At 39.4% G+C, this 16,645-nt stretch carries 10 protein-coding genes and 1 riboswitch; of the genes, 8 read left to right on the top strand and 2 right to left on the bottom strand.

Annotated features, from left to right (window positions below):
- Positions 1-208 precede the first annotated feature (208 nt).
- The gene (locus ACZ11_RS02715) at positions 209-1,138 is read left to right on the top strand and encodes an AEC family transporter (RefSeq protein ID WP_049663554.1); all 930 of its coding nucleotides are present in this window, start codon (positions 209-211) and stop codon (positions 1,136-1,138) included.
- Between the two features lie 280 nt (positions 1,139-1,418).
- Positions 1,419-1,533: riboswitch (TPP riboswitch) on the top strand.
- A gap of 135 nt (positions 1,534-1,668) precedes the next feature.
- Positions 1,669-3,447, top strand: coding sequence for a phosphomethylpyrimidine synthase ThiC (gene thiC, locus ACZ11_RS02710; RefSeq protein WP_049663551.1), 1,779 nt, complete (start codon positions 1,669-1,671; stop codon positions 3,445-3,447).
- Positions 3,448-3,577: 130 nt separating this feature from the next.
- Here thiC and ACZ11_RS02705 read toward each other — a convergent pair whose 3' ends face one another.
- On the bottom strand, positions 3,578-5,083 hold the full coding sequence (locus ACZ11_RS02705; RefSeq protein WP_049663550.1) for a catalase: 1,506 nt from the start codon (positions 5,081-5,083) through the stop codon (positions 3,578-3,580).
- Between the two features lie 447 nt (positions 5,084-5,530).
- Positions 5,531-6,976, bottom strand: a complete 1,446-nt coding sequence (locus ACZ11_RS02700; protein WP_049663548.1) for a response regulator transcription factor — start codon at positions 6,974-6,976, stop codon at positions 5,531-5,533.
- 233 nt (positions 6,977-7,209) lie between these two features.
- Between ACZ11_RS02700 and hutH the strand changes: the two genes are divergently transcribed.
- The 6 genes from hutH (at position 7,210) to ACZ11_RS02670 (ending at position 16,254) form a co-directional block, all read left to right on the top strand.
- Positions 7,210-8,724: a histidine ammonia-lyase gene (gene hutH / locus ACZ11_RS02695; protein ID WP_049663546.1), complete on the top strand. Its 1,515-nt coding sequence runs from the start codon at positions 7,210-7,212 to the stop codon at positions 8,722-8,724.
- A 164-nt stretch (positions 8,725-8,888) separates the two neighbouring features.
- Positions 8,889-10,154: a YjiH family protein gene (locus ACZ11_RS02690; protein WP_082172645.1), complete on the top strand. Its 1,266-nt coding sequence runs from the start codon at positions 8,889-8,891 to the stop codon at positions 10,152-10,154.
- Positions 10,155-10,169: 15 nt separating this feature from the next.
- Complete coding sequence (gene hutU, locus ACZ11_RS02685) at positions 10,170-11,840, top strand: urocanate hydratase (RefSeq protein WP_049663542.1); 1,671 nt, start codon at positions 10,170-10,172, stop codon at positions 11,838-11,840.
- Positions 11,837-13,123 (top strand): imidazolonepropionase, encoded by a 1,287-nt coding sequence (gene hutI / locus ACZ11_RS02680; RefSeq protein WP_049663539.1) that lies wholly within the window; start codon positions 11,837-11,839, stop codon positions 13,121-13,123. Before hutU ends, hutI begins: the two co-directional genes overlap by 4 nt.
- A gap of 435 nt (positions 13,124-13,558) precedes the next feature.
- Positions 13,559-14,173 carry a nicotinate-nucleotide adenylyltransferase gene (nadD, locus tag ACZ11_RS02675; protein WP_049663536.1) on the top strand — a complete coding sequence of 205 codons (615 nt, stop codon included), beginning with the start codon at positions 13,559-13,561 and terminating at the stop codon, positions 14,171-14,173.
- Between the two features lie 233 nt (positions 14,174-14,406).
- A complete protein-coding gene (locus tag ACZ11_RS02670) occupies positions 14,407-16,254 on the top strand; it encodes an SLC13 family permease (protein ID WP_049663534.1) in 1,848 nt (615 codons plus the stop codon).
- The last annotated feature ends 391 nt before the right edge of the window (positions 16,255-16,645 follow it).

The following is a 16,645-nucleotide window of genomic DNA, read 5'->3' as shown; positions in this document are numbered from 1 at the left end:
CGGCCCTCACGCAGGCCTAAGCACAAAGCCGATTCCGGACGCAATTACCGAGGCATAATTGATTAGAATTGTAAGAAAGACTGCGCCAATATTTTTGAGGCAGTCTTTCTTTTTTTTATGGTAAAAGAATGGCTATGAGTTAACTATGAAGTACATTGACCAAGCATAAAAACAGCACTACTATAGGAGAGGGAAGGGGGACATCGCTATGGTGTATCTCGGTATGATATTTTTTCAAATTGTAGCTCCGATTTTAGTGCTTCTAGTGCTTGGAGCAGTTTTACAAAAGAAATTTCGCTTTAATTTAAAGGCGTTATCTCAACTTATTACATATTGCTTCATGCCAGCAGCTGTTTTTGTGAATTTATATGAAACGACTATAGAGCTGTCTGTGCTTGGGGAAGTTGCGTTATTTATTCTACTCTTTATCGGAAGCCAAATGGTGCTTAGTCACTTTCTAGTAAAGGGACTCGGTTTAGAAAAAACAGAGGCGGCAGTGTTTAAAAATAGTGTTGTCCTAATTAATTCAGGTAACTATGGTATTCCGGTGGCACAAATGATTTTCGTGACCCAGCCGATTGGAGTAGCGATTCAGGTCATTCTCGTTATATTTCAAAATATGACTACCTATACTTACGGCTTGTACAATTTAATTTCTTCAACAAAATCGGGCATGTCTATTTTGAAAGACTTCCTCAAAATGCCTATAATTCATGCACTTATTATTGGTGTTGCAATGAACTATTTTAATATCGCTATTCCACAGTTTGTAAAAATTCCAATAGACCATGTGGCAGATGGCTTTATCGCTGTTGCATTAATAACTTTAGGGGCGCAACTATCCCAGCTTGAAATCAAATCCATGTTTAATAAGCTTGTCTTCATTAGTTGTTTTACACGACTAATAATAGGGCCAGCTGTAGCATTGTTAATCATTTTTGCGCTTGGTCTTGATGGTGTCGTGGCACAATCACTTTTTATAGCTAGTTCGTTCCCGACATCAAGAAATAGCTCTAGTCTGGCATTAGAATATGACGTAGAATCGGCAACTGCTGCACAAACCGTTTTATTTTCAACAATTGTGAGCTGTATTACAGTGACGATTGTGATTTACGTAGCGGAGCTGTTGTTTACCTAACGGTTTGGTGCTCATTTGATTGCCTATAGCTGATAAAAACTGAAATTGTTCCGATAAAACAAGATAATGTTCCGATAAAAGTTAAAATTGTTCCGATAAAATGAGATTTTGTTCCGATAAATCTTCAATGGATTCATATAAAAATGAATTCATCAATGATGAACTGCTTCGCATGCGCCCAGAGTCACATCTGGCGCTGACTCTTGATGAATGTACCAAAAATATTCAAATGAAGCTTCCATCTCTTTGCAATATCTGCTACACTATCATCAAACTTAATAGTATTAACTAGGGGAGTCTGATGAGTCAGGCTGAGAGGGAAACGCATAGAGGTTTCTTGACCCTTTGGACCTGATCTGGCTCATACCAGCGTGGGAAAGTTAACCATTATTGCACTCCATGTTATTTGCAATAACTATACCTTTACATTCTTAGCCGGATCCAAAATTTTTTTTGGATTCGGCTTTTGTCTTTGTTGGGGTGAGCTAGATTCGGTCCTTGTATAAATGTAAAAGGGAGCGAAGTAGTTTATGACAACAGTTAGCGACAAGAATATTACGATTATGTCAAGTTTTGAAGGAAGTAAAAAAGTTTATGTAGAAGGTTCTCGACCAGATATTTTAGTGCCAATGCGTGAAATTGCTCTAAGTCCAACGACAGGAAGCTTTGGTGAAGAGGAAAACGCGCCAGTGCGTGTTTATGATACGAGCGGCCCGTACACTGATCCTGCTTATAAAGTGGATATTACGAAAGGATTGCCAGCTTTACGTAGTGCATGGATCAAAGAGCGCGGTGACGTTGAAGAATACGAAGGTCGAACTATCAAGCCAGAAGATAATGGATTCCGCAAAGTTGATGATCCAAGAATGAATGAAAATGTTTTTCCAAATTTATCTAGAAAGCCTTTGCGTGCGAAGAAAGGTAAAAATGTAACACAGCTTCACTATGCACGAAAGGGAATTATAACTCCAGAAATGGAATTTGTAGCGATTCGCGAAAATATGGATCCAGAATTTGTGCGTTCAGAGATCGCGGCAGGCCGTGCTATTTTGCCATCTAATATTAATCACCCTGAGGCTGAGCCAATGATTATTGGACGTAACTTCCATGTGAAAATTAACGCCAATATTGGAAATTCGGCGGTGTCATCCTCTATTGCAGAAGAGGTAGAGAAAATGACGTGGGCTACACGCTGGGGTGCCGATAACATTATGGATTTATCTACTGGTAAGCATATTCATACGACACGTGAATGGATTATCCGTAATGCCGCGGTACCAGTAGGGACGGTGCCGATTTATCAAGCGTTAGAAAAAGTAAATGGCGTGGCAGAGGATTTAACGTGGGAGGTGTATCGTGATACGTTAATCGAACAGGCTGAGCAAGGTGTTGATTACTTCACGATTCATGCAGGGGTATTGCTACGCTATGTGCCATTAACGGCTAATCGTGTAACAGGCATAGTGTCTCGTGGAGGCTCGATAATGGCGCAGTGGTGTTTATATCACCATCAAGAGAGCTTCTTATATAACCATTTTGAAGAAATCTGCGAAATTATGAAAACCTATGATGTTGCCTTCTCCTTAGGTGATGGTTTACGCCCGGGTTCTATAGCAGATGCGAATGATGAGGCTCAATTTGCGGAGTTGGAAACGCTAGGGGAATTAACGCAAATTGCCTGGAAGCATGATGTACAGGTGATGGTAGAAGGACCAGGGCATGTGCCGATGCATCTTATTAAAGAAAATATGGACAAGCAGTTAGAGGTGTGTAAGGAAGCTCCTTTCTATACTTTAGGGCCACTGACAACAGATATTGCTCCTGGCTATGACCATATTACATCGGCTATTGGTGCTGCGATGATAGGTTGGTATGGTACGGCAATGCTATGTTATGTGACGCCCAAAGAGCATCTAGGCTTACCAAATCGTGAGGATGTTCGTGTAGGAGTTATTACGTATAAAATTGCTGCACACGCTGCAGATTTAGCGAAAGGGCATCCGGGAGCACAGCAGCGTGACGATGCACTCTCTAAGGCGCGCTTTGAATTCCGCTGGCGTGATCAATTCAATCTTTCGTTAGATCCAGAGCGTGCAGTCGAATACCATGATGAAACGTTGCCTGCAGAAGGGGCAAAAACTGCGCACTTCTGTTCAATGTGTGGACCTAAGTTTTGTAGTATGAGAATCTCGCAGGATATTCGTAATTATGCAAAAGATCAAGACCTAAATACGACTGAAGCGATCCACAAAGGTATGCAGGAAAAGTCTGAGGAATTTAAAAAGGCAGGCAGTCAAATTTATCAATAATTATCAAAGGGCTTGTGTCTATCAAATTAGGCACAAGCTTTTTTGTCGTTAAGATAAAAAAGCTCCATGTGAAGTTGTGCCCTTCACATGGAGTAGAAAGTTGGATTTGGATATCAATAATAGTGGAAAATTAGACGTTAGTTGGTTGTTTTACGTATGGGTTTGAAAGATCTACGCCTTCTAATGAAAGACCCATAGCTTTTGCTACCCCTTCACCATACGCTGGATCAGCTAAATAGCAGTGAAGGATATGACGACGTTTGATGAATTCTTCAACTGGCGCCATATCATTAGCAGTATTTTCGAATAGGCGTTGTTGCTCTTCAGCAGTCATTAGACGGAATAATTTACCCGGCTGCTCGAAGTAGTTGTTGTCGTCTTCACGGAAGTCGTGGATACCAGCATTACCGTCAATACGTAATTCAGGCTCTTTGTAGTCTAAATTATGCTCCCATTCACCATAGCTATTTGGTTCATAGCCTAACGTTGAACCAAGGTTGCCATCGAAACGCATAGCGCCATCGCGGTGGAACGAACGGAATGGGCATTTTGGTGCGTTTACAGGAAGCATGTAGTGGTTCACACCTAAACGGTAGCGTTGTGCATCCGCATACGCGAAGATACGAGCTTGTAACATTTTGTCTGGCGAGAAGCTAATACCAGGGATAATGTTAGATGGTGCAAATGCAGCTTGCTCAACTTCCGCGAAGTAGTTGTCCGCATTTTTGTTTAGCTCGAATTCACCCACAGGAATTAATGGGAAGTCTTTTTTATACCATACTTTCGTTAAATCAAATGGGTTATATGGTAATTTGCGAGCTTGTTCCTCTGTCATTACTTGAATGTACATTTTCCATTTAGGGAAATCGCCTTTTTCAATTGCTTCATATAGATCGCGTTGTGAAGATTCGCGGTCGTTACTGATTACTTCAGCAGCCTCAGCACCAGTTAAGTTTTTAATGTCTTGCTCTGTGCGGAAATGGAATTTAACCCATACGCGCTCATTTTCAGCATTAATAAAGCTATAAGTGTGAGAACCGAAACCATGCATATTGCGGTATCCAGCTGGAATACCACGGTCAGACATTACGATTGTTACTTGGTGAAGTGCTTCAGGTAATGAAGTCCAGAAATCCCAGTTTGAATTAGCGTTTTTCATATTTGTACGTGGGTCACGTTTAACCACGTGGTTTAAATCTGTGAAGTGTAAAGGATCACGGAAGAAGAATACAGGTGTGTTGTTACCAACTAAATCCCAGTTACCTTCTTCTGTATAGAACTTAAGTGCAAAGCCACGAATATCGCGCTCAGCATCTGCTGCACCACGCTCACCTGCAACTGTGGAGAAACGTGCAAACATTTCAGTCTTTTTCCCAACTTCTGAGAAGATTTTTGCTTTTGTATATTTAGTAATATCATGCGTTACAGTGAAAGTACCGAATGCACCTGAACCTTTAGCGTGCATACGACGTTCAGGAATAACTTCACGGTTGAAGTTTGCTAATTTCTCAACTAGCCATACATCCTGAAGTAATAGAGGACCACGAGGACCTGCTGACATTGAATCGTGGTTGCTTACTACTGGAGCGCCACCTGCTGTTGTAAATCGACGGCTACGATCATTTTGGTTTGTCATTTTAGTTTACCTCCTGAAGAAAAAAATTGTGAGTCAAACTCTTCATCAATAACTATAACAAATACAAACTAGAATTGCTAGTAGATTATAATTATTATTGTTAAAGAATTTTTACATTAAGATATAAACTATAAATATATGCTAGATTTAAAAGAATTATGAATAATTTTTACAACTAATCTAGCTTTTTTAAACCATTTTCGAGAATTACTTAAAAATAAGTTGTGGAGAAGAGGAAGCTCAAGAATAAAAGAAATTAAAATGAACTCTTTCGTTTATTTATTCTTATTGAAAATGGAATATGATAATTGAAAAAAGTAATTAATTACAGTGACAGTGGGGCACTCTTTGGGAACCAGCAGCTATCGTTGAGATTCCGCGAAGATAAAGCCTTCATCTACTACGCTTTCGCACAAGTTCCCAGCTGGAACGGAAATCACCCTCATGTTACGTTTTACGATAACGATGAGGGGTAATTCCGATGTGCTGTTTAAAGATCTTAATGAAGTAATTCGAATCATCGAAACCATTTAAATATGCAATTTCGCTAATAGCAAAATCTGATTCTGCAAGCATCTTTGTGGCATTTTGAATTCGGACCTGCTGTAGATAGCGTTTAAATGGCAAGCCTTGCTTCTTTGAAAAAATCGTACTTAAATAATTGGGGCTAATCCCTAATTTATGGGCAACGAAAGGTAAAGATAACCCGCTATCCTGAAATTGCTGGTCGATTATTTCTATGGCCAGTTCTACATAGTCAGCCCGTTTTTCTATTCGAGCCTCATTAGCTAATTCAATTAGTCTTTGTGTAAATGAGATGATGCCATTTAGAATGGTATAAAATATAGGATGCTCGATAATTAAATGAAAAAGCTGACGGTAATTTTGCTCAATAGCAGCTTTCTCATGTAATTTATACTTCAGCATAAAGCGCCGAATTTGCGCCAAAACACTCGTTAGATGAATACGTAAGTCATCTTGCTTGTAATAAATTCCTTCATTAGATAGTCGATATAAAAATGCTTTGACGGCTTCAATATTTCCGTCCTCTAAACTACTTATTAGTAATTGCTGCTCTTCAGGCGTTAGTAATGGATCGAAGGTCTGTGTTTCCAATTGTTTGCTAGCATAAAAAATATGTCCATAGCCTTCATAAAAGCTTTGATGAAGTGCGCGTTTTGTTAAGGTATACATATTCTTCATGGTGGTCGGTTCCCCATCATAAACCCCAATATTTAAAGAGCTATTATTTGTTAATCGCCATTCCTTCATTAATGTACGAACATCCTTCTCTAAATCATTCGTTTGGAATAGACATACAATTTTTTCTGATAAAGGATAAATTCTCATACTAGAATAAATAGGAGTTTGCTGAAGCCAGTTGTATAGTTTGTTAAACATTTCGGAATGCTCGGGCTCGATCATTGTGAAATGTATATTTGTCTCTAGGGAACTAGTTTTACTATCTAAAAATAGTTGATAGTAAAAGGATTCGTCTGTAGCTTCTTGATACACTGCTTCTGCTTTGGTTGTCCGAAGAGAAATAGCAGTGAGCTTTTGCTTTAATACTTCTAAATCAATTGGTTTAACGAAGAGATGTGCGACCTGTAAATCAATTGCCTTTAATGCATTTTTAAACAGAGGCTCTGTCGTCATAGCTAAAATAGTCCCTGAATGCTTTTGTAAAACGCGATAAAGTGCAATTAAACGATTATTTGAGAATAGGTCAATATTTAGCAGTATCACCTCAGGCTCAAATTGCTGGATACTTTGAAGTGCCTCATTAATAGTCGTACCTATTTCTATAGTTACATCCCCAGGGAAATATGTATGTAAAAACCAACGAATTCCTGAAAGGTCGGTAGAGTCTCTGTCAATTAATAACAATTTCAAAACTGTAAACCTCCTTAAAATTATCTAGTTTCGTATAAAAGTACTATTATATTATTAAAATAACAAAAATTCTGAAATAATTCATGTTTTCTCTTTTAAAATTCCCTATTTTCTGAAAAAGGTAGTTAGTACAATGTAGTTAGTGTAATTTGTTATTTAACTTTTGTAGCGATAGCGAAATTGATTAAAAACATTTTTACATAGCGCTAAGGAAACAGGGGGATGTCATTATTATGAAGTCTATTATCGAACTTGATGGCAAGACATTAACAAGACAGCAAATAGGGGAAATTGTAGACGGTAGTGCTACGGTAGCGCTTTCTCTAGACAGTGTGGAGCGTATACGTTTAAGTAGAGAGCGAATTGAAAAGCGTTTAGCTGAGGGGCAAACGATATATGGTGTGAATACAGGCTTTGGAAAGCTTAGTAATATAAAGATTGAAGAGGAAGACATTGAACTTTTACAGTTGAATTTATTGCGTTCAGATGCAACAGGTGTTGGTGTACCGTTCCCGACAGATGTTGTACGCGCCATGATGATTTTACGTGCCAATGCTTTAGCACGAGGTTTTTCAGGAATTCGTCTGGAAACAGTGCAGCTGCTATTGGAATTTATTAATAATGGAGTGCATCCGATTGTACCTTCTCAAGGTTCAGTTGGAGCAAGTGGAGATTTAGCGCCGTTATCACATTTGGCTTTAGTGCTAGTAGGCGAGGGTAAGGCGGAGTTTAATGGAGAGGTTTTGAGCGGCAGTGCGGCGTTACAGCAAGCTGGGCTAACGCCTGTCCGATTACAAGCTAAAGAAGGGCTAGCGCTTGTAAATGGTACACAAGCAATGACGGGTATCGGGGTTTTAACAGTGAACGAGGCAGAGCGTATTGGGCTAGCGGCAGATATGGCAGCAAGTTTAACGCTTGAGGCACTGAAGGGTATTACTTCCGCATTTGATCCAGCGCTATTGGCAGTTAGACCACACCCGGAATTAGAGCTTGTTGGAGGGAGAATCCGTAAGTGGCTTGATGGAAGTAAACGTGTGACAAAGCAAGGTGAAATCCGCATGCAGGATGCCTATTCACTACGTTGCATTCCGCAAGTGCATGGTGCTTCATGGCAGTCCTTTTTCTATGCCCAGGACCGTGTGCAAACTGAAATGAATGCAACGACAGATAATCCAATTGTTTTAGAAAGTGGAGAAGTATTGTCTGGTGGGCATTTCCACGGCCAACCAATTGCATTAGCAATGGACTTTTTAAAAGTCGGTGTAAGTGAGTGGGCTAATATTTCTGAGCGACGTACAGAACGCATGGTTAATCCACAGCTTAATGAAGGTTTGCCACCATTTTTAGCGACAAATCCTGGTCTTGAATGTGGACTGATGATTGCTCAATATACAGCAGCCTCTATCGTATCTGAAAACAAAGTATTAGCACATCCTTCAAGTGTGGATTCTATACCGACTTCAGGTAACCAAGAGGATCATGTAAGCATGGGTACAACATCAGCCCGCCAAGTACGTCAAATTGTACACAATGCTGCACTTGTCATTGCGATAGAAATGATTTGTGCATCGCAGGCTATCCATTTAGATAAGGCAGAAGAGCAGTTATCTCCAATGACACGAAAGTTTTTAGAAAAAGTGCGTGAATTTTGTCCACCGTTGTTAGCGGATCAACCAATCGGCGATGAAATTGAAGCGCTTGCACAGTATTTACTAACGAGTGATGTTCTATTGAATGAGTATGTGTAAACCTTAGGTGATAACTTCCTAAAGAAAATCCAATATATCCTTCAGGTTGTCTGGATGACCTAGTAATTTCTTTCAAAAGTACTTGCATCGGAGGGATTGATATAGAATTTCATCAAAGAGAGCTGGAGCGAGACTTGCAATTTCGAGTCTCCTCAGCTATTAAGATGTTTGTCTGTAGTTTAGTCGGAATATTCAGCTTTTTTGTATCGTTTGACTGGCAGGGCAAGAATACAATTTTAATTGATCACATCGTGAATTTTATTCGAGCCGAAGCACCGCTGCTTGTAACTGCGTATGTACTCGTAATGCTTGTAGGTGGAGCGATTCATCCTTTCATAACTAAGAAATGGAATAAGTCGATAGTCAATATTGTGATGTCCATCTTTAAAGTGGGCGGTATGATTGCGGGGATTTTGTTAATTTTCAATTTAGCACCTGCATGGTTAGCGGATGAAAGTATTGGCCCGTATTTACTGGAAAAGCTTGTTAAGCCAGTGGGAATACTAATTCCAATCGGGTCTTTGTTTTTAGCACTTTTAGTAAGCTATGGATTACTTGAATATATCGGTGTTTTAACACAGCCGTTTATGAAGCCTATTTTCAAAACACCGGGACGTTCAGCAGTGGATGCAGTTGCCTCATTTGTCGGCAGTTATTCGGTTGGCTTACTTTTAACAAACCGTGTTTATATGGAAGGTCGCTACACAGCAAAGGAAGCCGCGATTATTGCAACAGGTTTCTCGACTGTATCCGCAACGTTTATGGTTGTTATTGCGAGTACGCTAGATATTATGCAGCATTGGAATGCATTTTTCTGGGTTTCGCTCGTTGTAACATTCGTGGTCACTGCGTTAACAGCGCGTATTTATCCACTTCGTTCAATGAAGGATGACTACTACAAGGGCGCAACGCCGATGCCAGAAAAGATTGTGAAGAAGGACCGTTTTAAAGAAGCGTGGCGTCAAGCGATGGATGCAGTTGAGCAAAATCCACCTTTATCTAAAGTTTTATGGACGAATTTAAAGGATGGCTTCATTATGGCGATGGGAGTTATTCCATCGATTCTATCAATCGGTCTGCTAGGGCTTGTACTTGCAACATATACGCCAATTTTTGATTGGCTTGCATATATTTTTGTACCATTCACATATGTGTTACAGATTCCAGAACCATACTTAGCAGCGAAAGCGCTGTCATTATCGTTAGCAGAAGTATTTTTACCAGCACTTGTAGTCACACAAGCAACACTCGTGACGAAATTTATTGTGGCAGTCGTTTCAATATCGGCAGTTTTGTTCTTTTCGGCCGTTATTCCACTTATTTTATCATCTGAAATTCCATTGACATTGCGCCAAATTTTACTCATTTGGTTTGAGCGTGTCGTATTAACTTTAATCATCGTAACACCAATAGCATTTTTACTATTTTAAAGGAGCGTGTTTTTAATGGTAGTTAAAACAAATATTCGTGCACCACGTGGGAATGAATTAACATGTAAAGGTTGGACACAAGAAGCTGCAATGCGTATGTTAATGAACAATCTAGATCCTGAAGTAGCAGAAAATCCAGAGGAGCTAATTGTCTATGGTGGGATTGGTAAAGCGGCGCGTAATTGGGAAAGCTATGAGCAAATTATTGCGTCGTTAAAAGAATTAGAGAATGATGAGACACTTCTTATTCAATCAGGAAAGCCGGTAGCTGTATTCCGTACGCATGAACATGCACCACGTGTATTAATTGCGAATTCTAATTTAGTGCCAGCATGGGCAAATTGGGAGCATTTTTATGAGCTAGAGGACCGCGATTTAATGATGTACGGTCAAATGACGGCTGGTAGCTGGATTTATATTGGTGCACAAGGGATTTTACAAGGAACATACTTATCATTCATAGAGGCAGGTAAAAAAGTATTTGGCACAGCAGATCTACGAGGCAAATTCATCCTTACAGGTGGTATGGGTGGCATGAGCGGTGCACAGCCTTTAGCTGGAAAAATGGCTGGCGCTGTCATTTTAGTAGTCGAAGTAGAGCGTGCTCGAATTGAACGTAAAATAAAAGAAGGCTACTGCGACTATCTTGTGGAAACGGTAGATGAAGCTATTGAATTAGTCAATAAACTACGTGACGAAAAAGAGCCTGCGTCAATTGGTCTTGTTGGTAACTGTGCAGACGTTAATAGTGAGTTATTGAACCGTGGAATCATTCCTGATTTTGTAACTGACCAAACATCTGCCCATGATCCGATAAATGGTTATGTTCCAAATGGTATGACGTTTGAGGAAGCACTTGAACTGCGTAAAAGTGATGTAAAAACGTATGAGCGAAGAGCGAAAGAGACGATGGCTGAGCATGTTCGTACAATGCTTGAATTCCAACAAGCAGGTGCGGAAGTATTTGATTACGGTAATAATATTCGTGCTTATGCCAAAGAAATGGGTGTAACAAATGCCTTTGATTTCCCTGGTTTTGTTCCAGCGTATATTCGTCCTTTATTCTGTGAGGGGAAAGGGCCGTTCCGTTGGGCCGCACTTTCAGGTGACCCTGAGGACATTTATAAAACAGATGCACTTGCCAAAGAAATGTTTGCTGAAGATAAAGGTCTTGTGAATTGGATTGATATGGCGCAAAAAATGGTGAAATGGCAAGGGTTACCGGCACGAATTTGCTGGTTAGGCTATGGTGATCGTCATCGTTTTGCATTGAAGGTTAATGAAATGGTTGCCAATGGTGAGTTATCAGGACCGATTGTCTTTGGTCGTGATCATCTAGACTCAGGCTCAGTTGCATCACCAAATCGTGAAACAGAGGGTATGCTTGATGGCTCTGATGCAGTATCAGATTGGCCAATTCTAAATGCACTTGTTAATACAGCAAGTGGTGCTAGCTGGGTAAGTGTGCATCACGGTGGTGGTGTAGGAATGGGTTATTCGCAACATGCTGGCCAAGTGTTAGTAGCGGATGGTTCTGAGTTAGCTGCTGAGAAGATTGCGCGAGTGTTAATCTCTGATCCAGGAATGGGAGTTGTGCGTCACGCAGATGCTGGCTATGAAATTGCCATTAATACAGCAAAGAACAAAGGTGTGCGTATACCAATGCTAAAGGATGATGCGAAGTGACAATTTTAATCAAAAACGCCAATGAAGTGATTACGTTAAAAAGTGTCGCACAAGGTCCTCGTACAAAGGAACAAATGCGTGACATTGCAGTAGTGGAAAACGGCTGTGTTTTAATGGAGGGAAATAGCATTATAGCAGTTGGTTCAATTGCGCAGCTAGAAGCGGATTTTCCTGATCTTGTAAAGGCGGCTGAGGTTATTGACGCCTCAGGTAAGATTGTTATGCCGGGTCTCGTCGATTGTCATACACATCTAGTTCATGGAGGCACACGTGAGCAGGAGTTTAATATGCGACTCAATGGTGCCACATACATGGCAATTATGAATGCGGGTGGTGGTATTCATGCCACGACAAAGTGGACGCGAGAAACTAGCTTTGATGATTTATATAGAAAAACTATGAGTCATTTAGATGTGTTTTTAAAGCATGGTGTCACAACGGTTGAAGCAAAATCAGGCTATGGTTTAGATTGGGAAACTGAAAAGAAACAGCTTGAGGTAGCTAAGGAATTACAAGCTACACATGACATCGATGTCGTTAGTACCTTTATGGGGGCGCATGCGGTGCCGCGTGACTATAAGGGACGCGAGGATGAATTTGTCGATGTAGTCATTCATGACATGCTGCCGAAAGTAGCTGAGCAAAACCTTGCTGAATTCAATGATGTATTTTGTGAAAAGGGTGTATTTACGCCAGAACAATCACGACGCATTTTAGAGGCCGGGAAAGCGTTAGGGTTAACACCGAAAATTCATGCAGATGAAATTGAGCCTTATAAGGGAGCGGAGCTTGCTGCGGAAGTAGGGGCAATTTCAGCGGAGCATTTATTAGTTGCTTCTGATGAGGGTATACAAAAAATGGCTGAAACTGGCACGATTGCGGTGTTGCTACCTGGAACAGCATTCTTCTTACGTGCACCATTTGCAAGGGGACGCCTAATGATTGATGAAGGGGTACCTGTAGCTATATCAACTGATTTTAACCCGGGTTCATCCCCAACGTTGAGTCTGCCGTTTATCATGAATTTAGCTTGTATGCATATGGGTATGACATTAGAGGAAGTGTTAACTGCGACAACAATTAATGCAGCATATGCACTTAACCGTGGACATCAAATTGGCTCTCTTGAAGCGGGTAAACAAGCCGACGTCATTATATTGGATGTTGCCAATTACAAGCAGTTACAATATTTCTATGGCATGAATCATACGAATACTGTAATTAAAAATGGTCGAGTTGTCGTACAGGATGGTATTCTTTTGAAAAACCAACTAGTGAATTAAATAATACGAAAGGCATAAATAAGGCAGAGATGCTTTGTTTATGCCTTTTTAATTGAAGGGATTATATTGCGTTTACTATGTAAACCCGTATGAGGAAGCGCGCTTGAAAATGTTTAGCCTTGTTTATACTTATATCAGTAAATTTATGACGGATTTCACAGCAAAAGAATTACATCAAGACATTGTATAAATGGGTCTATTCTTTACAAAGAACCAAGATTTAAAGAAATCCAAGTATATGTAGAAGAGAATTTACATCTACTATGGAGTGAGTATAAATGAACAATGAATCCAGAAAAGTATCCCATCGATTTAAGCCAAGCGTGCTGGGATAACAAAATGACAAGAATTAAAGAAATTAAAGAAATTAAAGAAAAAGTCGAGAAGATGATGAGTAGGGGAAATTAATAGGGGATGGAAATGGAGGGATAGATGATGGCGAAAATAGGGATTTACGGATCATCCTTTGATCCAATCACAAATGTTCATCTTTGGACCGCGAGCACAGTCGCACATCGTTGCAAATTAGATAAAGTAATTTTTTTACCTTGTTCAAATAAACGAAAGGACAAGGAGATAAAAACTGAAAATACGCATCGATGGAATATGTTACAGCTGGCTATTGCTAAGGATGAGCGTTTTATTGCAAATTCATATGAAATGGAGCAAGAAGGCTGGAACATTTACACATATGATACGATGAAATATTTTAGAGAACAAAACCCGAATGATGACATTCATTTTATTATGGGAGCCGATTTATTAGTTGATATTGGCGCAGGATTATGGAAAAACGGAGAAGCGTTAGTAGATGAGAACAAATTTATTGTAATGGCAAGGCATGGAATTGATATGTTATCAACAATTAGTCGTTCTCCAATTTTGAGGAATCATGATGATGGAAGATTTCATTTGATTGACAAAGGTTTGGCGATGGAAATTAGCTCTACCTATATTCGAGAAGAATTCGCAATGGGCGGTGAACCAAAATATCTATTGCCTTCCGCTTGTTATGACTATATTAAAGAACATAATCTTTATCAAAAATAATCTGGGTAAGGCCGATACATGATAGTAGAATGCGGTTTAATACCGCACATCTCAGATTATAGGCAAAAGCAATGAATCTTTTATTTTGAAAAGATGGTGAACTCTCTCATATATCGTTTTGGGTAAGATATAATAAAACAAAGTGATATAGCAAAAGTGCAAGGTGCTACAATTACAAAAGGTTTTGCGTATTACCTAGCACAATATTTAATGTTAGAAAGGAATTCTTAGAAGTGCAGCTTACATTAACATTTCTTATTTTAGGAGCGACAATTTTTGCATTCGTGACAAATAAAGTACGGGCAGATCTCGTTGCGATTGTGTCGCTTCTTGCCTTCGTCATTACAGATATTTTAACGCCGACAGAGGCGCTTGCTGGCTTTTCGAACTCTGTAGTTTTAATGATTGCAGGGTTGTTTGTTGTGGGTGCAGGAATTTTACGTACTGGACTTGCAGGGATGGCAGGACGATTGTTGTTGAAATGGTCTGGTGATAGTGAGCTAAAATTATTTGTGTTACTGCTCATTATTGTAGGGACGGTAGGTGCCTTTATGAGTAATACAGGTACTGTAGCTTTAATGATGCCGATCGTTGTTAGTATTGCCATTAGTATGAAGGAAAGCCCTTCGAAATTCTTGCTACCACTTTCTTATGTTGCGAGTCTTTCGGGGCTTATGACATTAATTGCTTCACCAACAAATTTAATTGTCAGTCAGTTATTAGTAGACCGTGGCTATAATAAACTAGGATTTTTCGAAGTGACTCCCATCGGTATTGTAGGAATGATTGCCGGTATTATCTATTTAGTACTCGTGCGCAATATTCTTTTACCGAATAAAAAAAATCGCACACAAACAAAAGCTGACTATAAACTATCACCGAAGAAGATTATTAAGCAATATGATTTAAACAATCATTTGTTTAAAGTGTTTGTCCCTGAAGGTTCGCCGATTATTGATGCAACATTAGCAGAACTAAAGCTTCCGGCCAAATATATGCTTTGTATGATGAAAATTCACCGCCGATCTCAAGAAGGTATTAATTTTTTACCGATGACATATCAGGAGATGGCAGGTCCGACAAGCGTGATACATGCCAAAGATGAATTGTATGTCCAAGGTGAGGAAGAAAATATTCGTCGCTTTGCTGCGGATTATAGTCTAGAGATGCAGGAACTAGTCGAAGGAGAAGCGGATGAATTGGTATCGAAACATCTTGGTATTGCTGAAGTATTATTAACGCCAAATTCGAGCTTTATTAACGAGACTGTTAGCACCCTGGGCTTCCGAGAAAAATATAATCTTAATATAATCGGCATTAATCGTAGAGGCGGCTATAAACTTCAAGACATGGTGAAGCATAAATTGAAATTTGGCGATGCCATTTTAGTGCAAGGATCATGGGATGAAATTCTATTACTTGCAAGGGAAACGCAGGATGTCGTTGTTGTCGGTCAGCCGAAAGAGCATGCGAGTGTCGCGGCAGCAACGGGTAAAGCTGGTATTGCTGGTGTCATTATGCTTTTAATGATTGTGTTAATGGCATTTGAAATTTTCCCTGCTGTTATTTCCGTCATGATTGGTGCTGTATTAATGATATTAACAGGCTGTTTACGTAATATGGAGGATGCATACAGCAATATGAACTTTGAAAGTATTGTGCTTGTAGCTGCGATGCTTCCGATGGCGACTGCATTGGAGAAAACAGGTGGTATGGTTATTCTATCCGATGGTATTATTAACGCACTTGGAGATTATGGACCATATGGGGTACTAGTTGGTGTATATATTTTAACAGTTATTTTTGGACAATTTATTAGTAATACGGCGACTGCTGTCTTGTTTGCACCAATTGCTATGAATGCGGCGATTGCAATGGAAGCAAGTCCAACGACATTTATGATTGCTGTTGCTGTAGCAGCAAGTATGGCGTTTGTTACACCAATTGCTTCCCCGACAAATGCGCTTGTAATGACGGCTGGCGGTTATAAATTTATGGATTTTGTGAAGATTGGAATACCATTACAGATTATTATGTTTATTGTCATGATGCTAGCAATTCCATTTTTCTTCCCGTTTTAAAAACTCGGTATAATAACCGAGTTTTTTATTTTCAGTTGAAAAATAATTAATTTTTTAATAGAGATTATGATAAAGTTATATTTTAAATAACAATAAAACATTAAATTAACTTCAGATTGTGAGTCTAATATTTAATTTTTTTCGTGATCATTATAATAGGAAGTTTCTCAGCAAAATGAAAAACTATCAATTTTTTTTAGAAAAAGTGTTGACCGTATTAGATTAAGCGTGTATTATTATACAAGTCGCTAAGACATCTACTGAAAAACAATTAAATTAAATGAAATTAGTTGTTGACATAGAGTTTTCGACATGATATTATATAAAAGTTGCTGTTGAGAAAACGGTAACGACATGAACCTTGAAAACTGAACAAGCAAAACGTAATCAA

Source organism: Lysinibacillus xylanilyticus (genome assembly GCF_001183605.1).
GTDB lineage: Bacteria > Bacillota > Bacilli > Bacillales_A > Planococcaceae > Lysinibacillus > Lysinibacillus xylanilyticus.
The sequence above is the reverse complement of the archived record's forward strand: the minus strand, read 5'-3'. Positions and strand labels throughout refer to the sequence as shown.